The sequence below is a fragment of the Ruegeria sp. YKSF070 genome (genome assembly GCF_059612725.1).
In genome coordinates, this window is record NZ_JBXWRD010000039.1 from 21,954 (window position 1) to 45,032 (window position 23,079).

Annotated in this window: 15 protein-coding genes, 1 tRNA gene and 1 pseudogene; 10 read left to right on the plus strand and 7 right to left on the minus strand. The window is 65.2% G+C overall.

The genetic code is table 11. The features are described 5' to 3' along the window. The 6 genes from AC2FL1_RS17350 to AC2FL1_RS17375 all read left to right on the plus strand — a co-directional run bounded on the left by AC2FL1_RS17350 (position 1) and on the right by AC2FL1_RS17375 (position 9,137). Complete coding sequence (locus tag AC2FL1_RS17350; protein WP_496829715.1) at positions 1–258, plus strand: cytochrome C oxidase subunit IV family protein; 258 nt, start codon at positions 1–3, stop codon at positions 256–258. A gap of 221 nt (positions 259–479) precedes the next feature. Continuing rightward, a complete protein-coding gene (locus AC2FL1_RS17355; RefSeq protein ID WP_496877758.1) occupies positions 480–2,162 on the plus strand; it encodes a Na/Pi cotransporter family protein in 1,683 nt (560 codons plus the stop codon). Between the two features lies 1 nt (position 2,163). Continuing rightward, a complete protein-coding gene (locus tag AC2FL1_RS17360; protein ID WP_496877759.1) occupies positions 2,164–3,003 on the plus strand; it encodes an EamA family transporter in 840 nt (279 codons plus the stop codon). Between the two features lie 85 nt (positions 3,004–3,088). After that, the gene (locus AC2FL1_RS17365) at positions 3,089–4,390 is read left to right on the plus strand and encodes an NAD(P)/FAD-dependent oxidoreductase (protein WP_496877767.1); all 1,302 of its coding nucleotides are present in this window, start codon (positions 3,089–3,091) and stop codon (positions 4,388–4,390) included. Between the two features lie 120 nt (positions 4,391–4,510). Continuing rightward, on the plus strand, positions 4,511–6,097 hold the full coding sequence (locus AC2FL1_RS17370) for an FAD-binding oxidoreductase (RefSeq protein ID WP_496877760.1): 1,587 nt from the start codon (positions 4,511–4,513) through the stop codon (positions 6,095–6,097). 16 nt (positions 6,098–6,113) lie between these two features. Further along, on the plus strand, positions 6,114–9,137 hold the full coding sequence (locus AC2FL1_RS17375) for an adenylate/guanylate cyclase domain-containing protein (RefSeq protein ID WP_496877761.1): 3,024 nt from the start codon (positions 6,114–6,116) through the stop codon (positions 9,135–9,137). Here the strand turns inward: AC2FL1_RS17375 and AC2FL1_RS17380 are convergent. Further along, positions 9,132–9,788 (minus strand): Crp/Fnr family transcriptional regulator, encoded by a 657-nt coding sequence (locus AC2FL1_RS17380; RefSeq protein WP_496829707.1) that lies wholly within the window; start codon positions 9,786–9,788, stop codon positions 9,132–9,134. The genes AC2FL1_RS17375 and AC2FL1_RS17380 overlap by 6 nt on opposite strands. Positions 9,789–10,094: 306 nt before the next feature. On the opposite strand from AC2FL1_RS17380, the gene AC2FL1_RS17385 reads away from it, so the two are divergent. The 3 genes from AC2FL1_RS17385 to AC2FL1_RS17395 are packed head-to-tail and all read left to right on the plus strand — an operon-like array spanning position 10,095 to position 18,171. Then, positions 10,095–12,860 (plus strand): S8 family serine peptidase, encoded by a 2,766-nt coding sequence (locus AC2FL1_RS17385; RefSeq protein WP_496877762.1) that lies wholly within the window; start codon positions 10,095–10,097, stop codon positions 12,858–12,860. Then, entirely contained in the window at positions 12,857–14,863 is a 2,007-nt protein-coding gene (locus AC2FL1_RS17390) for a trypsin-like serine peptidase (protein ID WP_496877763.1), read from the plus strand. The genes AC2FL1_RS17385 and AC2FL1_RS17390 overlap by 4 nt, the downstream gene beginning before the upstream one ends. Beyond that, entirely contained in the window at positions 14,863–18,171 is a 3,309-nt protein-coding gene (locus tag AC2FL1_RS17395; RefSeq protein ID WP_496877764.1) for a hypothetical protein, read from the plus strand. The genes AC2FL1_RS17390 and AC2FL1_RS17395 overlap by 1 nt, the downstream gene beginning before the upstream one ends. On the opposite strand, the gene hisD is transcribed toward AC2FL1_RS17395, so the two are convergent. The 5 genes from hisD to AC2FL1_RS17420 form a co-directional block, all read right to left on the minus strand. Continuing rightward, positions 18,168–19,469, minus strand: a complete 1,302-nt coding sequence (gene hisD, locus AC2FL1_RS17400; protein ID WP_496829698.1) for a histidinol dehydrogenase — start codon at positions 19,467–19,469, stop codon at positions 18,168–18,170. The genes AC2FL1_RS17395 and hisD overlap by 4 nt on opposite strands. Positions 19,470–19,570: 101 nt before the next feature. Next, positions 19,571–20,110: a GNAT family N-acetyltransferase gene (locus AC2FL1_RS17405; protein WP_496829696.1), complete on the minus strand. Its 540-nt coding sequence runs from the start codon at positions 20,108–20,110 to the stop codon at positions 19,571–19,573. Beyond that, a complete protein-coding gene (locus tag AC2FL1_RS17410; RefSeq protein ID WP_496829694.1) occupies positions 20,110–20,586 on the minus strand; it encodes a DUF2948 family protein in 477 nt (158 codons plus the stop codon). Before AC2FL1_RS17410 ends, AC2FL1_RS17405 begins: the two co-directional genes overlap by 1 nt. Then, positions 20,586–21,851: a UDP-N-acetylglucosamine 1-carboxyvinyltransferase gene (gene murA, locus AC2FL1_RS17415; RefSeq protein WP_496829692.1), complete on the minus strand. Its 1,266-nt coding sequence runs from the start codon at positions 21,849–21,851 to the stop codon at positions 20,586–20,588. The genes AC2FL1_RS17410 and murA overlap by 1 nt, the downstream gene beginning before the upstream one ends. 6 nt (positions 21,852–21,857) lie before the next feature. Beyond that, positions 21,858–22,013 carry a hypothetical protein gene (locus AC2FL1_RS17420; RefSeq protein WP_496877765.1) on the minus strand — a complete coding sequence of 52 codons (156 nt, stop codon included), beginning with the start codon at positions 22,011–22,013 and terminating at the stop codon, positions 21,858–21,860. Positions 22,014–22,140: 127 nt separating this feature from the next. Between AC2FL1_RS17420 and AC2FL1_RS17425 the strand changes: the two genes are divergently transcribed. Then, positions 22,141–22,215 (plus strand) — tRNA-Thr (locus tag AC2FL1_RS17425). A 561-nt stretch (positions 22,216–22,776) separates the two neighbouring features. Here the strand turns inward: AC2FL1_RS17425 and AC2FL1_RS17430 are convergent. Then, positions 22,777–23,079: pseudogene (locus tag AC2FL1_RS17430) on the minus strand (hypothetical protein); the annotation flags it as partial.

The following is a 23,079-nucleotide window of genomic DNA, read 5'->3' on the forward strand; positions in this document are numbered from 1 at the left end:
ATGCGCGCGTTTCTCTCCGACCCATTGAACCGCGCCTGGCTGGCGCTGCTGGCGTTGAGCCTTGCGGGCGCGCTTCTGACACTGGCGCCGGTGCCGCAGGCGCTGATCGGCGCAGGTGTACTGATGCTGGCGCTGGTCAAGGCCCGTCTGATCCTGTCGCGCTATCTGGAACTGGGGCAAAGCCCGGCCTGGATGCGCGGCATCGGAACAGTCCTGACCGGGTTTGTACTGCTGTTGCTGGTGCTATCCTTACTCTGATCGCCATTTCGTGACCGTCTTTGCCCGGAAAATACCGGTTTTGTGGGTTTGGCCATTGCACGTTTGCGCAAACAAAGGCAGCTTGGGTCAATTCTGGACCCCGGCCTGTTGAGTCTCACATCTTTCCGAGAGCGGCGGGGGCCACTCGGACACAAGACAAGGAGCCCGCCAAGTTGAACCGCCCCCTGCACCTCCGCGCGACCTGCCCCGAAGGCTGAGCGATGGCGATCTTTTCCTTTCTGATCAGCCTTGCGGGCGCGACGATGCTGTTGCTGTTTGCGGTGCGGATGGTGCGCACCGGGATCGAGCGCGCCTATGGCTCGTCGTTCCAGCGGGTGATGACCGGCAATAGCGGCGTGATGCGGGCCGGGGCGGTGGGACTGGTCATGGCGGTGGTGCTGCAAAGCTCGGCCGCGGTGGCGCTGCTGACTTCGGGCTTTGCCGGGGCGGGGCTGATGGGGTTCGGTCAGGGGCTGGCGATCGTGCTGGGCGGCGATTTGGGCTCGGCGCTGGTGATCCAGATCCTGTCCTGGCGGCTGGACTGGCTGGTACCGCTGCTCTTGGCGGTGGGCGGCTGGCTGTTCGTCAAGACCGAACAGCGCAAGGCGCGTCAGTTCGGGCGCATCCTGATGGGTATCGCCTTTATCCTGATCTCGCTGCGGTTCCTGCGCGAGGCGATGGACCCGATCCGAGACAGCGCCTTTCTACCCGCCATCGCCGACTATCTGGCGCGCGACTATGTCACCGCCTTTATCGTCGGTGGCGCGCTGGCCTTTGTTATGCATTCGTCGGTTGCGGCGATCCTGATGTGCGTGACGCTGGTTCAGATCGGCGCGATTCCCTTTGCCGCGGGCCTGTCGCTGGTGCTGGGGGCAAATTTCGGCAGCGCCTTCATCCCGGTCTGGCTGTCGCGCGGCATGACGATGCCCGCCCGGCGCATCCCATTCGCCAATCTGGCGCTGCGCGGCACCTGGGCGGTGCTGTGCCTTTTTGCGGTCAACCTGGCGCTGCGCAACGGTCTGGGCGCCGGTGAGCATGGCGGGCAGGAGCTGGTCTATGCGCATCTGGCATTCAACGCGTCGCTGTTGGTGCTGGCGCTGCCATTCTGCAACCTGCTGGCCGCGCCCTTGACCCGGCTGTTGCCGGACCCGGCGCAGCCGGTCGATGCGGACACACTGGCGCGCCCGGCCTCCAGCCTCGACCCCGCCCATATCGGCAGCCCGGCGCAGGCGGTGTCGAGCCTGAAGCGCGAATTGCTGCGCATGGCCGATCTGGTCGAGGCGATGTTCCGCCCCGTTCTGGGCCTCTATCGCGATGGCGACAAGACCCGGATCAAGGCGGTGCAATCGCTGGACAAAGAGGTGAATGCCTGCCTGTCGGGCATCCGCCGTTATGTTGCCGCGCTGCCCGCCGATCAGATCGGCAAGGACGCGGCGCGCAGCGCGCGTGACATGCTGGAATATGCGGTGCGGCTGGAAACCGCCGGTGACGTGGTGGCCGGGCGGCTTTGCGTTCTGGCGGGCGATCTGCGCAAGACCGGCAACCAGTTCTCGAAAGAGGGCTGGTCGGAGTTGCAGCAGATGCACGAGACCATTCTGGCCAACATGAAACTGGCCTCGAACGTGTTGATCTCGGACGATCTGGAAAGCGCGCGCCTGTTGAGCCTGGAAAAGACCGAGCTGAAACGCGCCGAGCGCAGCAGCCGCAAGCGGCATTTCCGGCGCTTGCAGAATGGCGAGGTGCAGAGTTTCGACACCAGCGACTGTCATCTGGAAACCCTGCGTGCCCTGCGCGAATTCAACAGCCATATCTCGGCCGTGGCCTATCCGATCCTCTATGCCAACGGTCAACTGCTAGAGACCCGCCTGATCGAAACCCTGCCAGCAACGCAGGACGAGGACTGAGATGTCGGCGGGCATCGTCGCCATCATCCTGTCGGCGGCCCTGTTGCACGCGATCTGGAACGCCATTGTCAAAAGCGCGGCGGACCGCACCACGATGCTGGGCCTTGTCGCCTCGGGCCATGTGCTGGCGGGCGCGGTCATGGTTACGCTGCTGCCACTGCCCGCGCCCGAAAGCCTGCCCTATATCCTGCTCTCGACGGTGATCCATTTCGGCTATTACTACATGCTGGGGCAGGCCTATCGTCACGGCGATCTGAGCGTGGTCTATCCCATCGCGCGCGGCATCGTGCCGGCGCTGGTGGCGCTTTGGGCGCTGCTCTTGCTAGGTGAAACCCTGCCGGTCCAGGCCTGGGTGGGCATCGCCACCATCGCCGCCGGTATCCAGCTGAGCAGCTGGTCGGCGCTGCGCCTCGGGGTCGGGCGCGCGGCGCTGGGGTTTGCGGTGGGCACGGGCCTGTGTATCTCGGCCTATTCCGTGGTCGACGGGATTGGGGTGCGGCTGTCGCAGAACACGCTGTCCTATTGGGCCTGGGGGGCGTTCCTGCATCTCTTCATCGCGGGTTTTGTGGCGATCCGAAAACGGGACACGCTGGCCGGGTTGAAGCCAAAGGTCTGGGCCACCGGCATCCTGGGCGGGTTGGTGTCGATGGCGGCCTATGGGCTGGTCCTTTATGCCAAGAACTTTGCCCCCCTTGGCGCGGTGTCCGCGCTGCGCGAAACCTCGGTGATCTTTGCCGCCCTGATCGGCTTTGTCTTTCTGGGGGAAGGCAACTGGAAACGCCGTCTGGGGGCGGCGGCGCTGATGGCGGCAGGGGTGGCGCTGATCGGCACGGCGGGCTGAAATAACAGGCGTTCAAAAATTTGATCATATCTGGCAGGCCTCTGAATTTGCTGCTATAGCAGGCTTTGAAACAGGGGATGAGATGATGGACCTGCTGACCGTAAACGACCGCCCCGGCGAATACCCGCCGTCATACTACGCCGCGCAGGCAAAAAAGCTGGACCCGTTCCCTCAGGCGAAGGGCGCGCTGACTTGTGATGTCTGCGTTGTGGGCGGCGGGTTCACCGGGCTGTCGGCGGCACTGCACTTGGCGCAGCGCGGTTATGACGTGGTCCTGCTCGAGGCGCAGCGCGTGGGATTCGGCGCCTCTGGCCGCAATGGCGGCCAGGTGGGGCAGGGCCAGCGGCTGGAACAGGAAGAGTTGGAAAAGTTGCTGGGCCGCGACCATGCCCATGCCCTGTGGCAGGTGGCGCGGCAATCGGTCGATCTGGTGCGCGACCTGGCGGCCTCGGATCTGGTGCATGCCGATTTCCATCCCGGCATCATCCATGCTGATCACCGCGAACGTTTCGTGTCGCACAGCCACGACCATGTCCGCCACATGCGCGAGGAATACGGCTATACCGCGATCCGGGCGCTTGACCGGGAGGAGATGCGGCACCTGGTGGCCTCGGACGCCTATCACGGCGGGTCGATTTACGAGGATGCGGGCCATATCGACCCGCTGGAACTGGTGCTGGGTCTGGCCCGGATGGCGGTGGCCGCAGGCGCGCGTATCTTCGAGCGCTCGAAAGTGACCGCACTAACCGAGGGCGATCCCGCCTATCTGCGCACCGATCAGGCCGAGATCACAGCGCGCCATGTGGTGTTGGGCTGCAACGGTTATCTGGGCCGTCTTGATGACCGGGTGGCGGCGCGGGTCATGCCGATCAACAACTATATCATCGCCACCGAACCATTGGGGCCCGAACGGCAAGAGGCACTGATCCGCAACAATCACGCGGTGGCCGACAGCAAGTTCGTGATCAATTATTTCCGGTTCTCCGACGATCACCGGCTGCTGTTCGGTGGCACCGAAAGCTATGGCTATCGCTTTCCCTCCGACATCGCCGCCAAGGTGCGCAAGCCGATGCTCGAGATCTTTCCGCAACTGGCCGATGTGCGGATCGACCATGCCTGGGGCGGGACGCTTGGCATCACCATGAACCGGATGCCGCATTTCGAACGGCTGTCGGGCAATGTGCTGAGCCTGTCGGGCTTCTCGGGTCATGGTGTGGCGCTGGCGACGCTGGCGGGGCAGATCGCGGCGGAAACCATCGCCGGACAGGCGGAAAGGTTCGACCTGATGGCACGCGTGCCCGGGCGCCCGTTTCCTGGCGGCCCGGCACTGCGCACACCGCTGCTGATCCTGGCGATGCTGTGGTTCAGCCTGCGCGACCGGTTGTGACAGAGACATCTCAGGGGTAGAGCCGGTTCAGATTTTTCGACCTAAGCGAGAGAACCGATTGCAAAATACGGGGCGGCTCTCTTACGATACCCCCAGATATTCTCTGTTTAGGACATAGCCGTGCTTTGGTATGATAGTCGTGCGCAACGTTTGCGCGAAAAATCCGCAGTTTGGGCCGTAAATCAAAAGACCGACCCCAGTTTTCAGGGGCTTCCGCCGAAATACGCCAAAGAGCTTCAAAAGAACATCCTGGGCACCGTGGTGCTGCCCGGCGACCCTGAATACAACGCCGACCGGATGCTGTCGAACCCCCGGTTCTCGGCCTATCCGCAGGTCATCGTCTATTGCGAGGTCGAGACCGACGTGGCCGAATGCCTGCGGGTGGCGCGGGCGCTGTCGATGGCGGTCGTGGTGCGCTCGGGCGGGCACAGCACGGCGGGCTTCTCGTCGCAGAACGGGTTCCTGATCGACGTCAGCCGGATGAACGATGTCTGCATCAGCCCCGAGGCGCTGCGCGCCTGGGTCGGGCCGGGCACCAATTTCGGCAAGTTCAACGCCAAGCTTCTGGTCTATGATCTGCACACGCCCGGTGGTGCCTGCCCCGATGTCTGTGTCGGCGGCTACATGCAGGGTGGCGGATACGGTTTTACCGCGCGCATCTTCGGCATGAACTGCGATCAGGTCGAGGAAATCCGCGTGATGATGACCGACGGTCGCATCGTGCATGCCAATGCCGAGCTGAACCCCGATCTGTTCTGGGCGGTGCGCGGCGGCACAGGCAGCAACTTTGGCGTACTGCTGGGGGTCAAGTACCGGCTGTATCGCGGTTCGACCTTCTCGGGCTTTTCCGTGCGCTGGTCGATGCAGACCGACGCGGGCGTGCAGGATACCGCGACCTCGCTGGCCTGGCTGCAAGAGAACTTCATGCGCACCGGCGCGCCCGACACCATGGGTTATCAGATGATCTGGGCCTTCGAGGGGCCCGAGGGGCAGACCAAGGAACCGGTGCTGCTGATGCGCGGGATGTATCGCGGCACCCGCGAGGAGTTGCAGGAGAAACTGGCCCCGGTGCTGGCGCTCCCCGGCGCCACCTTGCAGGCGCTTTACGATCCGCAGCAATATATCGACCTCAACCGTATCCTGCTGAGCGAACCCTACGAGGTGCCGGAATTCCCCGCCGACATGACGCCGATGCCGCCTCCCGAGGCAAAGATCAGCCGTTATGTCGCCAAGCCGATCGACGCTGCAGGCTGGAAGGTACTGCTGGACTATTTCCGAACCTCACCCAGCCCCTATACGATCGCCGCGATGGAGATCTATGGCGGCGCCATCGCCCGCATGCCAAAGGGCGAAAACGCCTTCTTTCACCGGGATGTGTATTGCGACCTGTTCTTTGACGTGTTCTGGCTGACGGAACAGGAGAAGGAAACCATGCTGGCGTTCATCGCGGGTTGGGAGGCAGCCTTTGCCCCGCATTGGACCGGGCAGAGCTATCAGAACTATCCCAGCCCGGACAATCCCGGCTTTGCCGACGAATACTGGGGCGATACCTATTGGCTGCTGCGTTTGATCAAGCACAAATACGACCCGCTCAACCTGCTGCGCTTCCCGCAAAGCATCGAGCCGCTGGAATGGCATCCGCCGGGGCCGGGATTCCCGCCGGGTTTCCATGGCTTCGAGGAACCGATCAAGGCGATCACCGGATAACGGAGAAATGACTGAAATGTCCCGAACCATCGGCTCTGTCACCTCATGGCTGGCCGATATCGGCCTGGAGGTTTATGCCGAGCGGTTCGAACAGGCCGATATCGACCTGGAGGTGCTGGAGCATTTGTCGGATCAGGATCTGACGGATCTCGGGGTGATCTCTCTGGGACACAGGCGCAAGATCCTGGCACGCATCGCCGACCTGCGCGATGCGCCTGACGTCGTTGTGCCATCCGCCCCGGTCGAGGACCAGAGCGAGCGCCTCTATCTGACCGTGGTGTTCTGCGATCTGGTCGGATCGACCCAACTTGCCCATTCTCTGGGCGAGGAACGGTTCACCGACCTGCTTGGCGAATTCTACCGTGCGGTGGACGGCGCGGTAGATCGATATGGCGGCCATGTGGCGCAGTATCACGGCGACGGAGTGCTGATCTATTTCGGCTATCCGCAGGCACTGGAGGATGCGGCGCTGCGCGGCGTGATGGCCGCCTGCGAGTCCTGCCGCCGCGTCGGCGCCATCGCGGTGCCGGGGGCGCGGCCGATGCAGGTGCGGGTCGGGGTCGCCTCGGGGCCGGTGGTGATCGGGGACCGGCACCTCAGCCAGCACGCGCGGGGCGGGCGGGCCTATGGCGCGGTGGTCAATCTGGCCGCGCGACTTCAGGCCGAGGCGCAACCGGGCGGTGTCGTGGTCTCGGACACCACGGCGGCGCTCATCAAGCATCATTTCGAGTTGAATTTCCTGGGCCTCAGGCAGCTCAAGGGGATCGACGAACCCGCGCCGGTCTACGCGGTCGAGGCACGCCGGACCCCCGATCTGGGCGTGGCGCTGTTGGCCCGTCCCGACCGGGTGCCCTTTGTCAATCGGAAAGCGGAACTGGCGCGGCTGTCGGCCTGCTGGAACGCAGTCGCGATGGGGGCGTTCAACCTGATCACCGTGGCCGGTGAGCACGGCATCGGAAAATCGCGGTTGGTGGGAGAGTTCCTTGACCGGCTGCGGCACGAGGACCGGCCGGTCCGCCATGTCAACTGTCCCCAGCAGGGCCGCGACACACCCTATGGCGCCTTCCGGCTGCTGTTGGATCACGATCCCGATCTGCCTGCCGCAACGACCCTGCGGGCCGAGCTGGAGGCCGTTCCCAGAGCAACCCAGGCCGAGCGCCGCCAGCGCCGGGCACGTGTGATCAGCCTCTTGGCGGATCACTTCGGCAGAACCGAATCCGGGCCCAAGGTTTTGTGGATAGACGATCTGCAATGGGCCGACCCCTCGACCATCGACGTTCTGCTGACACTGGCCTCGCGCCGCCCGCCGGGCCTGATGCTGATTGTCAGCGCCCGCAACGCGCTGCCAGACCAGCGGTTGATGCATGTGGACGGATCGGTGCCGATTTCGCTGGGGTTGATGTCGCCGGAACATACCAACAGCATCGTGCGCGAGGTCCTTGGAGATGCGAAGGGCGCCGAAGCTCTGGTGGCGCCGCTGGTGGCAAGGGCCGAGGGCATCCCCGTCTTTGCCGAGGAACTGGCGTTGGAGATGCGGGCGCGGCTGGCGGGACCCGAGGATGTGGATGCCGACAACCTGCCGGACATGTCGGTACCCTCCAGCCTGCAACAGAGCCTTCAGGCACGTATTCGTCGGCTGGCGCGCGCGCGTCCACTGCTGCGGCTGGTGGCAAGCATCGGGCGCGAGGCGCCCTTGCCGCTGCTGCGCGACCTCTGGCCTGGCCCCGGCTCCATCGAAGAGGCGCTGGACGAGCTGATCGCGGCGGGGCTGGCGGAACTGCACCTTGCCCGCGACAGCCAACACGAAAACCGGCTGATCCTGCGTCACCAGCTTCTTCAGGATTGTGCCTATGACATCATCCTGACCCGCGACCGCGAGCGCATCCACACCGCTATCGCCGAAGCGTTGGCGCGCCGCCGCGCCGAAGGGCAGGCGGTGGAACCGACGTTGATGGCCGATCAGCTTGAACGGGCCGGGCGGTTGCGTCCTGCCGCAGAACTGTGGGCCGAGGCCGGGCGTGGCGCCGCCGCACAATCGGCTGATGCCGAGGCCGTGGCCCTGTTCCGCCGGGCGCTGGCGCTGGTGCCCCGGATCGGCGCCACCGAAGGCGACTGGAGCGACCAGTTCGAGGCCGACACCTTGCTGGCGCTGTTCCCGGCGCTGATCGGGGCCAAGGGCTATCGCGCAGCGGGCGAGGATGTGCTGGGCCGGATCAACGCGCTGATCGAACGTACTGGTGGCAGCCAGCGGGTGTTCTCGACCATGTTCTTTCGCTGGATCGACATCTGCGTGCAGGGCGATATCGACGCGGGCCACGAATTTGCCGTGGGGCTGGCCGATATCGCGCGCTCGGATCCGACCGGCCTGCATGCGCTGGTGCTCGACCGGATGCTGGGCTCGAGCCACATGTTCCGGGGGGAGTTCGACGACGCGCGACAGTATCTGGACCGGTTCCTCGCCACCTATGACCCGACCCTTCATGCCGAGCCGTTGCGGCCGTTCGGCGCCACCGACAATCACGCCACCGTTCTGTGTTGCATTGCAGCGATCGAGGCCTTCACCGGCACCCCCGAGGATACCCGCGTCGCCACGGCGGCGGCGCTGGCCTCAGCACGCGCCTCCGAGATGACCCACACGTTGTGCCACACGCTGACCTTCGGCGCCGCCTTTCCGGCGGCGATCCGTCGCGACTGGGGGGCATTTCGCGACCACGCCAGCGAGTTGAAGCAGCTGGCCCAGAGCAGGCAACTGGCCTTTTGGCTTGTCTATGCCCGGATGCTGACCGGCATCGGGGATATTGCCGCGGGACGGGTCGACGAGGGCCAGGCCGAGTTCGCCTATGGCAGCAGGGTTCTGGGCGAGCAGGGGTTCGAATTCCTGCAACCCACCTTTCGGGTGATCCATGCCATGGCTGAGGAAACCGCGCTGCGGGACGGGCCAAGCGGCGATCTGGCTGCGCTGGAGCGCGCAATTCGTTCGGGCGAGCGCTGGATGCTGCCCGAATGCCTGCGGCTCAAGGAGCGCTGGGGCAGGTCATAGCCCTTCGAACAGCTGCTCGATATCCGCGATTTCGAGCCGCCGTCGCCCGGTCTCGATCACTCCGGCGGCGGCAAGCCGCGCCATCACGCGGCTGACCGCCTCGCGGGTGGCACCGATATAGTTGGCGATCACGTCATGCGTGGGGCTGGGATCGAGCACACCGCCCGGTTTGAGTTGCTGCGCCGCCTGCGCTTGCTGAATCAGCAGCGCCCGCACCCGCTTGTCCACGTCGTGCACCACCAAGCCAAACACTCGTTCGGTCAGCGCCCGGTTGCGCTCGGCCAGGTCGATGGCCAGGTTATGGGCCAGCCGCGGTTCCCGCGCCATCCATTCAAGCAACCGCTGCGCTGGCATCCGCGCCAGAATCGTGGTTTCGGCGGCAGAGATGGTGAGCGAGCGCGGCCGCCCGTCCAACGCCGACAATTCCCCGAAATAGCGACCTGAGGTGATCTCGGTAAACGCCACCTCCTTGCCGTTGGGCGACAACAAAAGACCGACCAGACGACCTCGCACAACCACGTACATCTCGGTCGAGGTTTCGCCCTGCTCCATCACGGTCTGGCCGGTATAGACAGTGACCAGCTCCAGATCGGCCGCGAATTCGGCCAGAACCTCGGTCTCGAGCCCGGCCAGCAGCGAAACGCCCGTCAAGACGGTTTCAAGTGGCGGAATGGTTTTTCGGTTCGTGGGGCGCACGCGCTGCCTTCCTTCTCGACCGAGACTTGTAAATCCAAGGGGTTATAACGTCTATCTGGACAGAGGAGTACTGCGTCGACGCCCGATTGCCAAGTCCCGTGCGCGGGGCGGTCCGAGAACCGATTGCACAACGCAAGGTAATGCCCGCGCCCCATATGCCCGCAGGGCGCGAGGGTTTTTCTTCAAATCACGGGGCGTCGGTGCTATTGTTGCGGAATATTTGAGACCTGATTTCCCATTCGCATATTGAAGGAGACCGCCATGCTGGACCTGTTGAAAGCCGCGGCACGGGTTGCAACACCCACGGGGCGAGAGGCGCTGCCGACCGATATCCTGTCCTTTACGCTGGAATATCCCGAACCGGTCACCGCCGAGGCCGCGCGGGGCGCCATCGCGACGCTGCTGGAAGGGGACCGGTTCGACCTGTTCCGCGCGACCCAGGCGGATGAGGACATGCTGGTCCTGCAATTCCCGGGCGTTCCGATCGAGCAATCGCCCGGATACCTCTTTGCCGAGGCGGCGGCGTTGAAAGAGGCGCTGGGTCTGGTTTCGGTCACACCCGATATCCTGCCACCCTTCACCGATGCCGAAAGCGTGCCGCCCCCGGTCGAAAACGTGGGCGATGTGATCTGGGACCTGTGCCGGGCGCATACGCCGCCGCTGGCGGATCGCAACTGGGCGCTGCGGTTGATCCGGGCGGACAGGGCGATGTCGCGGTTCGGGGTTACCGGCGCCGGTCAGCGGATCGGCCAGCCCGATACCGGCGTGGCCGCCCATAACGAACTGGATCACGGTATCGACATGGCGCGGGGCTACAATTTTGTCGACAACACGCCGGACCCGACCGATCCCCTGTTGCCCTCGATGGGATCGCCAGGCCATGGCACCGGCACCGCATCGCTGGTGATCAGCCGCCGGTCGGGCCGGGTAAACGGCAGTGCGCCGCGCGCCTCGCTGGTACCGTTGCGGACCAATAACGCGGTCGTGGTCGGGTCCTGGGTTCCGGTGGCGCGCGCGCTTGATCATGCGCGAGCCCAGGGCTGCCGGATCGTGACCATGAGCTTGGGCAGCGGCTTTGGCCCACGGGTGATGCGCCGGGCTGTGGCGCGCGCGGTCTCGGCGGACATGATCGTGATGGCGGCGGCGGGCAATTGCGTGCGTTTCGTCACCTATCCCGCCTTTGACCGCAACGTGATCGCGGTGGCCGGGGTCGACCATGCCGGGCAGCGCTGGCGCGGCTCGTGCCGGGGCCCCGAGGTCGACGTCTCGGCCCCGGCCGAGAACCTGCATGTCGCTCGCCGTCGCCCGGGCCAGACCGATCTGAGCGATGTGACCGATACCGGGCAGGGCACCTCCTTTGCCGTTGCACTGACGGCCGGGGTGGCGGCGCTGTGGCTGGAGCATCATGGCTGGAGCGCGCTGCGGCAGGAGGCGCATCGTCGTGGCTGGCCGCTGCAAGAACTGTTCCGCGCCGCGCTGCGTCAGACCGCGCACGCGCCCGCAGGCTGGGATCACGGCCTGATGGGCGCAGGCATCGTCGATGCCGAGGCGCTGCTGGCACTGGACCCAGCCGACATCGTCGCGGGTGCGGTCTCGGAAAGCGCAGGTCCCGCCGAGCTGCTGTTCGGCGCCGATTTCAACGCAGGCGGCTTGCAGGCCGAGGCGGAATACCTGGCCTTCGACTGGCGGCTGCGCGAACAGCCCGAAGCCTCGGTCACGGTCGAGAACGCGATGCGCGAAATGCCGTCTCCGGCGCTGGCTGCGCTGCTGGGTGATCGCCAGCCGCTGGGTGAACCGGGGCTGGTGCTGGCCCCCGCCGCGCCACCCGCGCCGCTGGACCACGCCTTTCGCCGCTTGGCTGCCGGGCGCGGCGGCACGACTGAGAGCGCCGCTGACCTCAGCTATGAGGCCTCGGTCGACCGGCTCAGGGGCGAGGGGCTGGAAACCGTGATGGAAACGGTCAACGACTTGTTCAAGGCGCGGGCCGAGTCCGCGCCCGATCTGGTCGATACCGCCATGCAGGCCGAAGCGGCAGACAAGATCCGGCAGGCGGTGCAATCGCATCTCGACCCGGACCGCGATGTTCAGCTCAGTCCGGGCGAGGTGGGTTTTGCGCTCGAGGCGCTGGTCAAGCTCAGCGGCCGACCCGCGATCCGGGTTCAGGCGGACGGGTCCGAACTGTTCGATCCGCTGCTGGGCAGTTGGCGCGCCGATCTGTTGACGGCGGTAAACCGCTGGCAACCGCTGGTCCGCGCAGTGGGCCGTATCGACGCCCGCAACCCGCAAGGGGTCTGGGTGCACGTGGGCACCGGGTTCCTGCTGTCGGACGGGCTGGTGATGACCAACCGTCACGTGATCGACGCCTTTGCCGAACCAATGCCCGAGGAAAACGGCCGGCGCCCGTTCAAGCTGCGCTTTCCGGTCTCGATCATCTTTGATCCCGAGGCCGCCGACGAGACCACCCGCTATACCCTGACCGAGGTGGCGACGGCGGGCGCGGCGCGTATCGGGCGGACGGTCAACATGGCGCGGCTTGACATGGCGCTTATGCGGATCGAACCCAACAATGGTCATGCGCCCCCACCAGATCCGATCGACCGGGGCCTGATCTCGACCACTGATCCGGCGCTGACCAAGATACTGGTCGCGGGTTATCCGGCCGAGCCGCGCAATGTGCGCGGACCCGATCCGCGCGAGGACCAGGACACCTATCTGGCCTTCTGGGCGCGGCTGGGCGAGCTTTATGGCGATCGCTACGGGGTGAAATACATCAGCCCCGGCATGATCGAGGCGCGCCCCGGCGCGGTGGCGGGCGATCCGCGCGGCTGGGCCTTCAGCCATGATGCGACCACCTTGCCCGGTAACTCGGGTTCGGCCATCCTGTCGCTGCACAATCCGGGCCAGCTCTGCGGGCTGCATTTCGGCGGGCAGACGATGGAGACCAACCTGGCGCATGATATTCAGGCGGTGCTGGGGATGGGCGACGGGGCTTTTGCCACCGGATTGCTGAACGGGCAGGGGGAATGACGGAACAGGACTGGACCGAAGAACGGCTGATCTCTTGCGTGTTGGGCGTGGTGCGGGGGCTGCATTTCGCCCGCCCGCAATTGCGCGGCTGGTACGATAGCTGGCTGTCCGCCCGGCGTCTGCCGGGGGCACCGGTCAGCTTTGCCCATGCGATGGTGGTGACAGGGCGCGGCGGCGGGTTGGACCCGGCCCGCGACGCCGATGCGCTGTGCCTGGCGCTGGCCGCACTTGGCGGGCCGCAAGCGGTGGCCGACTGTTTCGCCGCCGCCGTGTCGGCGGGCCTTTTCGATATCGGAGCCGAGGCGCCCTTGCCGGTGCACCGTCGTCAACTGGCGCAAAAGATGATCAGCGCGCTGGGGTTGAAGCGCGCCCATGCCACGCTGCAACGGGCCAATACCGAGTCCCTCGTGAACGAAACCGCGTTCTGGACCGATCCCGGCAACATCCTGCCCGGCATCATCCTGGGACGCAGACGGCTTTGCCGGGTCGAAGCCCGGAATGATATGGGCGATCGGGTCACCGGCAGCGGGTTTCTGATCGGCCCCTCCATGGTCCTGACCAATTTCCACGTGATCAAGGATGTCATCGAACTGGACCTGGAACCGGGCGATCTTCAAATACGTTTCGACTATTCGTCGACCACTGGCATCGAAGAGGGCAAGGGCGCCGTGTTCGACGTGGCCGAGGACTGGCTGGTCGCCCACAGCGAGACCGGGCCCGTTCTGGAGGAAGATTACGCCTGGGACAAGCTGGCCAAGCGGCGTGGCTGGCTGAACGCGGTCGAAGGGTTCTGGGATTATGCTGTCATCCGGCTGACCGGAGCGCCGGGCCTGCAACGGGGTTGGTTCGATCTGGCGCGGGTAACACAGGACGTGCCGAACGGGGTCTGGATCCTGCATCATCCGGGCTCTGAGGAACACACCATCACCGGCGGCAAGGTGGTCTATGGCCAACCGCGCCAGCACCGGCTGTTCCATCAGGCGACCACGGCGCACGGCTCATCGGGCGGGCTGGCACTGGACCAGAATGGCCAACCGGTGGCGCTGCACTATCTGGGACTCGAGGCCCTGACCCCGCCGCCCGATGCCCGTCATCACCGCGCGCTCAACGTGGCGGTGCCGCTCTCCTCGATCGCCGCGGATCTGACGGCCAAGGGGATGCTGGGCAAGCTGGCCGAGATCCCCGGTCTCAGCCCAGTGGGGGGCTGTCTGGACGGGCGCCGCCCGGTCTTTGGCCGGGCCGATTACATCGCCGCGCTGGAGAAGCTGTGGAAGGGCGACCGCCGTATTCTGCGGGTACATGTGGAGAACGATGAAGACGTGCCGGTCACCCGCCCCGGCAAGAGCTTCTCGGTCGAGATCCTGCGCGCACTCTTTGCCTCGCCCGAGCATCACCATATCGTGTTTCGCGCCGGGGACGTGCAGGTCGACGCCTATCGCATGGCCTGCGATACGCTGGCCAGCTTTGCCCCCGATGCAGTGGCCAGCCTGCCCGAAGCGCCCGACACGACAACGCCCGCCTATGTCAAACGGCTGGTGTCGAAATTCATGCAGCAAGTCAACGAGCGGCTGGGCGACCGCATGGTCTGGATCCTGCTCGACGATCTGGACCGGCACGACCTGTCCGATGCCTCGGGGCGCGAATTCCTGTCGACGCTCTATGACCAGATCGGGCGGCAGGACAATCTGCGGCTGGTGCTGATCGGCCTGCGCGAAGATATCCAGATCAACGGGCTCGACCCCAGTCTTGTGTTGAAATCGGCAATCCGCACTCGGGATCTGGCCGATCCGGGACAGGTATTCCGTCAGTGGCTGAACATGCGCGGGGCGCGGGACAAGCCCTTTGACGAGACCAGCCTTGGTTTTCTCAGCAATATCGTCGCCTCGCTCGCTGGCGCGAACGCGCCGCTGGAGCGGATGTCGGAGTTTGTCGAAACCCATGTGGCGGGTGCGGCGGATGCGCTGTTTGGACGGGTCGGCGCACGGGTGGGAGAGGACGAGTAATGCGAGAGGCCCTGATCGATCTGGCACACGAGCTGAGCGCGGTTTGCGGCTGCTACGAACCTGACGAGCTGTGCGACGCACTCGGGGTCGACGGACGGCCCGACCTGCGCCACGACGTGCTGGGCGCGCTGTCGCGCGGCGTGACCGAGGTTCTATGCCCGGCGCCGGGGGCGGCGCCCCGCTATGGCTGGATGCTGGCACCCGATCCGCGCAACGCCGCGCTGCGCGGGTTTCTCACGCGGGCGCAACTGGATCAGGCGTTGGAACTGGCACCGGCGCCTTGGCATGACGACCTGTTCGGACAGATGCTACACCAACTCTTGGCTGGCGCGCAGGTCGAGGTGGCCCGACCCAAGGGCAGCGATGACGAGACTCGCCTGCTGAGCCATCTGCGCCACAACGCCGCCATCCTGGACGCGGTCCAGTTTGCCCGCGCGGTGCCAGCGTTGGAAAACGCCGGGTTCGAGGCGCTGGAAAGCGAGGCCAAACGGCAAATCCAGGAGGTGCAGAAATGGCGCGATCTGGTCATCGTGCTGCCGCGCCGCCATTTCGGCTATGACAATGTCCGTCGCCGCCTGTCCCGTTTTCTGCGTGGCAAGACCGTGGATACGCGCCCGCTGCTGCTCACCGGTACCGGGGGCATCGGCAAATCGGCGGTGCTGGCGCGACTGTTGCAGGATTGGCAGACCCGCCGTGACGCGCCGATCACCGTGATCCTCGATTTCGACCGGCCGCAACTGAAATCCGGGGCACCGTTCCAGATTGCCCGCGAGATTCTGAACCAGATCGCCGTGGGCGTGACCCGCACATTGGAACCACCCGAGGCCGCTGCGAATGTGTCCAAGCAACTGCGGGCACGGCGGGCAGCCCTGTCCTCGACCGATCTGATGGGCGAGGTGCGCGATCATGGCGCCCAGGCCGATTTCCTGGAAAGCCAGCTGCCCGGCTGGTTCCGGGGCGACTGGGCGCATGGTTTGCGCTCGCAGCCCATCGCGCTGGCCTTTGACAGTTTCGAGGCGGTCGACCGGCAGGGCGGCGAGGTGGTGCGCCTGATCCTCGACGTCGAGGAACAGTTCCGCCGCGAGCTGCCCGGCCTGCGCTGTGTTCTGTCGGGCCGCGCTGAACCGCTGGAGGGCGACGAGCTGGACGACCGCTTTGGCCCGGCTTCGCGACGCATCCCACTGGAGGGCCTCTCGGTCGAGGCGGGCGCGCAGCTGATCGAGGAAGAGGACCGGCGCCTGTCCGAGGAGGACATGCAGCGCAAGGGCCTCGACCGCGCCCCGGTATTGACCGACGAGAGCTTGCGTCACACGGTCAGCCGCCTGCTCAAGGGGCATCCGTTGGCGCTGCTGATCTTTGTGCAATACGCGCGCGGCCACGACGGCGATATCGCCGATCTGATTGCAGACCTCGAAGAGGATGGCGCCGAAGCGTTCCGCTCGGAATTCGCCCATCGCTTCCTCTATGAACGCATCCTCGACCGGATCGACGACCCCGAATTGCGCAGCCTGGCCCATCCCGGTCTGGTGCTGCGGCAGATCAATACCGACCTGATCCGCTTTGTGCTGGCGGTGCCCTGTCTGGGCCTGCCGCAGGGCACCGTGCTGCCGCAGGGCAGGGCCGAGGCATTGCGCGAAAAGCTGGAGAACGAATACTGGCTGGTCGAGCCGGGCGAGCCGCCCTTTGCCCTGCGTCACCGGGCCGATGTGCGGCGGATGATGGTGGCCGGCCTCTTTGCCGGCCCGCGCGAGGCCGATACCGACGCCGACCGCAAGCGCAAGGCGCGGTTGCGCGAGGATGCGCTGGCGGTCTGTTCCGCCGCGCGCGACTATTTCCGGCTGGGTCCGCCCGATGGCGCCGATCAGGGCGCCCGCCAAAGGTGGGAGCGGATGGACCCCGAGATGTGCGACCTTCAGGCGCTCTATTACGAGGCGTTTCTGTCGCCGCGCGACGTACCGGAATTCGATGCCGTTACCGCGCGCGCGCTGGACCTGTCGCTGGGCGAGGATCTGGACACTCTGCCCGCCGCCTGGCGGGCGCGGGTCAATGTGCTGCTGGGCCGGGTGCTGAGCAAGGAAGAGGCGTTCGATCTGGGCGATGACCTGCGCGAACTGGCCGAGAAACAGGAATTCACTTCGGCCGCGCAGCACGGGCTGAGCACGGCAGACGAGGATTTCACCACCGTCAGCGAAGCCAGTCAAAGCCGCGCCGCTGATCCGCTGGGTGTGCGGACGCATGAGGATGTCTATCGCCCCGACGGGTCCGACTGGCGATCGGCCTCGCGGCTGTCGCGCGATATCCAGCGCGCCTTTGCCGCCGCCCGCTTTGCCGAGGTGGCCGATCTGGCGCCGCGCTATTTCGAAGCATTGCAGACCCGCGGCAAGGGTGAGGCAGAAGAAGATAAGGCAAGCGCCTTGCAGCGCGGATATTGGAGGCATCCGATCTGGCAATGTCTGCTGGTGGCAGGAAGCGGTATGGATACCGCTGCGATGGCCGAGAGCGCACAGAGCCAAATCAATGACAGCCCTGGCTTTGTCGATCACCACCCCTCGGTACTGAGCTCGATTGCCTATACCCATACGGAGTCCGATGCGCAGGTTGCCGAAGGGTTTGAAAGCCTGCGTTACTCGGGGTTTCGATCCTATATCGACGCTTACCGCCTGTCCGAGGGGCGGTTGGATGAATGGTTTGGCCGATGCTGGCCAAGCCCATTTCTGAGCGAACGGTATGTAAAGCCTGGAAATATGATTGCACCCTCTCCCCGCGCACTGGCGTTGGCCGCGGGGCGGGTTACGCGTGCTGCCGACGAATTTGGAACCCTTGTCGAGGCCGCCCCCGACCTGGCCGGTCGATTGGAGAAATTCTGGTCCCATGGCGCGCCGGGGATTTCGGATATCGCCAACCTCTACCGGCGCTTCGGCGAAGAAGAGGACCTGACCCGGTTGCTGGCCAGCGATACGCTGCCGCAAACGGACCTGGCGTTTCGCATGTTCCGGGGGGTGAACCCCGACCTCTATCCGCCCTTGCGGCGCATCCTTGAGGAGCAGGAGGGCGAGGTGGTGCTGCGTGTGGCCGAGGCGCTGGCCCAGCGGGCCCGTCACTGGCCCGAAGAACTGCGGATGTCGGCGCTGAGCGGGTACAGCCGCAACCAGTCGGCAACGCTGGTCGAAGTGGCCGATCAATGCGGCGAGCTGGGCACGCTCTGCGCCTGTCTCGCGGAATTCGACAGCCGCGCGGGGACCGTGCGCGAGATGTTCAACAGCCTCACCGCCTGGTTCTTTCCCTTTGCCCGCGATCTGGAGATCTAGCCGTTCAACCGGTCAAGCCGGGCCTGAACCGAAAGGCCGTGCGCCTCGAGGCTTTCCGAACGCGCCAACTGCGCGGCCGCCGGGCCGATGGCGCGCAACGCCTCGGGGGTCATCCGCGACATTGTGGTGCGCTTGAGGAAGTCCATCACGCTCAGCCCTGACGAAAACCGCGCTGAGCGCGCGGTGGGCAGCACGTGGTTCGGGCCACCCACGTAATCGCCGATCGCCTCGGGCGTGTACTGACCCAGGAAGATAGCGCCGGCATGCACGGTTTTGGCCGCCAGCGCCTCGGGATCGGCGACGCACAGTTCCAGATGCTCGGGCGCGATCCGGTTCGACAGCGCCGCCGCCTCGTCCAGATCCGCCACGGTGATGACGGCGCCGAAGTCGCGCCAGCTGACACCGGCGATGGCGCGGCGTTCCAGTGTCTCGAGCCGCTTCTCCACCGCATCGGCCACCGCCCGGCCAAAACCGGCGTCATCGGTGATCAGGATCGACTGGGCGCTCTCGTCATGTTCCGCCTGAGAGAGCAGATCGAGCGCGATCCAGTCGGGGTCGTTATCGCGGTCTGCAATCACCAGAATCTCGGAAGGGCCGGCGATCATGTCGATGCCCACCTTGCCGAACACCCGCCGCTTGGCCGCTGCAACAAAGGCGTTGCCGGGGCCGGTGATCTTGTCGACAGGTGCGATGGTATCGGTGCCATAGGCGAGCGCGGCAATCGCCTGTGCACCGCCGATGCGATAGACCTCGTCAACGCCCGAGATCTGCGCGGCCAACAAGACCAGCGGGTTGACCTGCCCATCCGGCGTGGGCACGGCGATGGCCAGACGACCCACGCCCGCCACCTTGGCCGGGATCGCATTCATCAGCACCGACGAAGGGTAGGAGGCCAGACCACCCGGCACATACAGCCCCGCCGCCGAGACCGCCGACCAGCGCCAGCCCAGCCGCGCGCCGGTGTCGTCGGTCCAGTCCGCGTCCTGCGGCATCTGCCGCTCATGATAGGCCCGGATCCGCGCGGCGGCCAGTTCCAGCGCGGCGCGTTCGGGGGCGGGCACCTCATCGACCGCTTGCGCGATCTCTTCGGCGGAGAACCGCAGCGTCTGTGGCGTCAGCGCGATCCGGTCGAACCGCTCGGTCAGTTCGATCACCGCCGCATCGCCGCGGGCGCGCACATCGGCGATGATCCCGGCCACCACCGCATCGACATCCGGGCTGTCCTCGCGCTTGGCACCCAGGAGGGCGGCAAAGGCGGGCTCGAAATCGGGCTGACGGCTGTCGAGGAACTGGGGCATCTGGCTCTCCTTTGGCGATGACATAACCGGAGTGCCCGCCCGCCTCAAGCTTCACTCGCTGCGGCGCGGCAGCGCGCGGCGGGCTTTATCGTCGACAGCGTTCAGCGGGCGAGTGTCTTGGTCATTGGATGGCCCAATATCCAACGACCTTGCCGAGCTGGGCCATCGGCCTGCCAGCCGCGCGACAGGTAGAAATCGCGCGCCGTCGCAGTGCTGGTCAAAACCCCGCGCGTGACGCCCTGATCGCTCAACCGCGCCTCCATCCCCGCCAGCAGGGCCGTGCTGGCGCCCTGTCCCCGACAGGCGGGATCGACATAGTTGAGCGTGATGCGCCCGGTACCAGCGCCCCGGTCGATCTCGGCCAACGCGCCTACGGCCGCAATCTGACCAGCGCGGATGAGCAGCCAGAACTCCCAACCCTCTGCCATCATCTGCGCGCGCAGCGCCTGCGGCGTCTTGTTGGCGCACCAGCGCGCAATCGCCGCTGCATCACCGCCATGATCGGCAGTGCACAGCTGGCTGATCGAGCGGGTCAGCACCCGCGACATGTCGAAAAGGTCAAAGGGGGTGGCCCGGCGCAACAGCTCGCCCCCGGTGCCTGCGGGGGAAAAGGCCTGCGATATCCCCCGCTTGTTCTGCATCAGTCCGAGTGATGCGGAGCCTGGCGCGAGGGGGCCAGATAGGGCCGGGTCACGTCCTTGAGCGTGACATCCACCGCCTCGACCATCAGCCGGATGGCACCGTCGCCCGCCAGCGTCAGCAGAACCTGCCCGGCGCCATCAGTGTCCGGCTCGAATGTCACGGACAGCAGCGACAGAACGGTATCGGTGTCGGTCCGGTCGATACCCTGACTGGCGACACCCAGCACTGTGTCGATCACCAGCAGCGACTGGACCCGCTCATAGTCGCGCCCGCGCTTGTCGGCGGCGACGCGATCCTCCCACCGGAACCGGTTCAGCAGCAGGGCAAACCGGCGCGAGCCGGGGCGCCAGGACATTTCGGTGATCGGAAACACCGCGTCCTGTACCAGGGTCGAGATGATCTTGAGGTCCTCGCCATCCTCGGCGCCCAGGTTCAGCGGCGCCTCGCGCCCGTCCTTGAATGTTGCGTCCGACATCAGCCTTTGATCCGTTCGATTTTGGCGCCCACCGCTTCGAGCTTTTGCACCACATGCTCATATCCGCGGTCCAGATGATAGACCCGGCTGACCAGCGTTTCCCCTTCGGCGGCCAGCCCCGCCAGGATCAGCGACACGCTGGCGCGCAGGTCGGTGGCCATCACCGGCGCCCCCTTCAGCCGTTCAACCCCGCGCACGGTAGCTGTCCCGCCATGTACCTCGATCCGGGCGCCCATGCGGGTAAGTTCGGGCGCATGCATGAAGCGGTTCTCGAATATCTTCTCCTCCAGCACGCTGGTGCCGTCGGCCGTACACAAGAGCGCCATCATCTGCGCCTGCAAATCGGTGGGAAACCCGGGGAACGGTTCGGTGGTGACATCGACGGCCGAGACACGGCCATTGCGGCGGCTGACCTTGAGGCCCTTGTCGGTCTCTGCAACGTCGATACCGGCGGCGTCCAGCTTTTCTACAAAGGCACCGATCAGGTCGAGCCTGCCGCCCAAGAGCTCGACCTCGCCGCCGCAAATGGCGGGGGCCAGCATATAGGTGCCCAGTTCGATCCGGTCGGTCACCACCTGATGGGTGGCCCCATGCAGCCGGTCAACGCCCTGGATTTCGATAGTCGGGGTGCCCTCGCCCTCGATCTGCGCACCCATCGCGCGCAGGCAACGCACCAGATCGACGATCTCGGGTTCGCGGGCAGCGTTCTTGAGCACCGTGGTGCCCTTGGCCAGGGTGGCGGCCATCACCATGTTCTCGGTCGCGCCGACCGAGGCAAAGCGCATCTCGTGCACGGCCCCTTTCAGCCCGCCGGGCGCCTTGGCGTGCAGATAGCCGTCGCGCAGCTCGATCTCGGCCCCCAACGCCTCCAGAGCCTCGATATGCAGGTCCATCGGGCGGGCGCCAATGGCGCAACCACCCGGCAGAGAAACCACCGCATGACCCAGCCGTGCCAGCATCGGTCCCAGCACCAAATTCGAGGCACGCATCTTGCGCACGATGTCATAATCGGCGGTATGGCTGGTCAGGTCGTGGCTGGACATCGCCAGCACCTTGCCATCCTGCAAGGCCGACACTTCGGCTCCCAGCGATTGCAGAAGCAGCGTCATCGTCTTGATATCGGACAATCGCGGCGCATTGGTCAGCGTCAGCGGTTCTTCGCTGAGCAGCGTGGCGGGCATCAGCGTGAGGCAGGCATTCTTTGCCCCTGCAATCGGAATCTGGCCACTAAGCGGCCCGTTGCCGGTAACGAGAATCGAATCCATCTGCTCTTAACCTTTGTTGTCGTTTTCCGCGTCGGCCTGCGCGGTTCGCGCCTTGGCCTGTGCCTTGCGCCGGGCCAGATTGGCCTTGAGCGCGGCCTTGAGCCTGTCCTTGCGGCCCGCCGGTGCGGATTTGCTTTTTGAAGGGGTTTTTTGCTCTGCCATACCCTTTCTCTACAGGAGGCGAAAAAAACCGTCCAGATGCCCTTGCGCCGCGTTTCGTTTGAGTCTAATCACCCGCTCACCGCGACGCTGTGCCCCGACAGACGGGGCCGCCGCGCCGGTACAGCGGGCTGCCGTAGCTCAGGGGTAGAGCACTCCCTTGGTAAGGGAGAGGTCGAGAGTTCAAATCTCTCCGGCAGCACCATTTCACTTTCTGACTCCGAAAATCTCCCTAAGCAGTTGAAAAGGGATCGATTATTTTGGGCCATCACACACCGCATTCGACCGCATTGAAGAGGCTCAATGCAGGCCAATCCGAGCACTGTTCGGCGCACAGAGAAGTGACGATTTATTAATACAATACTAGGACTTGTTAGAACCCACCAAGAGAGTTCAATACAGCCCTCCAGCCGTCCTTTCGGTCACACGGATTTGTTGATCTTCTCCTGCAGGACCAGTTTGCCGCTCTAGTTTCTCGATACGCGCTTCGTATCCCTGGCATCGACCCTGCGCGAAACGCCGGTGACGAACAGAATGCCGCCGCAGACTTGTCTCGGCAAAAAGACCCTGAACGCGATTGCCCGCTGCATAATCGACGACCTAGGTCGATAGAGACATGGATCGGGCCATATGGGCTTGATCCGGGGTCTCTCAAAAAACCACCGCGGCGGGTGCCACGGTGGCGCTGGTCTTGGACAGCGACTCCGGAGGATGGAAACCGGGCAGGCTGACGCATGCCCGATAGCCGATGCCCGACCTTTTGACCTCAGACCAACGGCAGATCCCAGATCCGCACATCCTGATCGTCGAACCGGAAGTATTCCACGTCGATCAGGCTGTCGTTGCCATCCGGGCCAACAACCGTCACGCGGTTATCGGCGGTCCGTGTCAGGGTGTAGTCGGCCAGATCGCCATCGAACAGCGCATAGTCCGAAGACCCACCACCATCGATGGTGTCATTGCCGGCGCCCCCCTTGAGATAGTCGATATTGCCGTATCCGAACAGGAAGTCGTCCCCATCGAGACCCGAAAGCTGGTTCCGGTCGGCAGAACCGGTCAGATGGTCGCC

Excerpts from the sequence above, each read along its gene's own strand:
- AC2FL1_RS17420 (WP_496877765.1), bottom strand. The coding sequence starts at position 22,013 with ATGGCAGAGCAAAAAACCCCTTCAAAAAGCAAATCCGCACCGGCGGGC.
- AC2FL1_RS17410 (WP_496829694.1), bottom strand. The coding sequence starts at position 20,586 with ATGTCGGACGCAACATTCAAGGACGGGCGCGAGGCGCCGCTGAACCTG.
- AC2FL1_RS17350 (WP_496829715.1), top strand. The coding sequence starts at position 1 with ATGCGCGCGTTTCTCTCCGACCCATTGAACCGCGCCTGGCTGGCGCTG.
- hisD (WP_496829698.1), bottom strand. The coding sequence starts at position 19,469 with ATGCCCCAGTTCCTCGACAGCCGTCAGCCCGATTTCGAGCCCGCCTTT.
- AC2FL1_RS17355 (WP_496877758.1), top strand. The coding sequence starts at position 480 with ATGGCGATCTTTTCCTTTCTGATCAGCCTTGCGGGCGCGACGATGCTG.
- AC2FL1_RS17375 (WP_496877761.1), top strand. The coding sequence starts at position 6,114 with ATGTCCCGAACCATCGGCTCTGTCACCTCATGGCTGGCCGATATCGGC.
- AC2FL1_RS17390 (WP_496877763.1), top strand. The coding sequence starts at position 12,857 with ATGACGGAACAGGACTGGACCGAAGAACGGCTGATCTCTTGCGTGTTG.
- AC2FL1_RS17385 (WP_496877762.1), top strand. The coding sequence starts at position 10,095 with ATGCTGGACCTGTTGAAAGCCGCGGCACGGGTTGCAACACCCACGGGG.
- AC2FL1_RS17405 (WP_496829696.1), bottom strand. The coding sequence starts at position 20,110 with ATGCAGAACAAGCGGGGGATATCGCAGGCCTTTTCCCCCGCAGGCACC.
- murA (WP_496829692.1), bottom strand. The coding sequence starts at position 21,851 with ATGGATTCGATTCTCGTTACCGGCAACGGGCCGCTTAGTGGCCAGATT.
- AC2FL1_RS17360 (WP_496877759.1), top strand. The coding sequence starts at position 2,164 with ATGTCGGCGGGCATCGTCGCCATCATCCTGTCGGCGGCCCTGTTGCAC.
- AC2FL1_RS17395 (WP_496877764.1), top strand. The coding sequence starts at position 14,863 with ATGCGAGAGGCCCTGATCGATCTGGCACACGAGCTGAGCGCGGTTTGC.
- AC2FL1_RS17365 (WP_496877767.1), top strand. The coding sequence starts at position 3,089 with ATGGACCTGCTGACCGTAAACGACCGCCCCGGCGAATACCCGCCGTCA.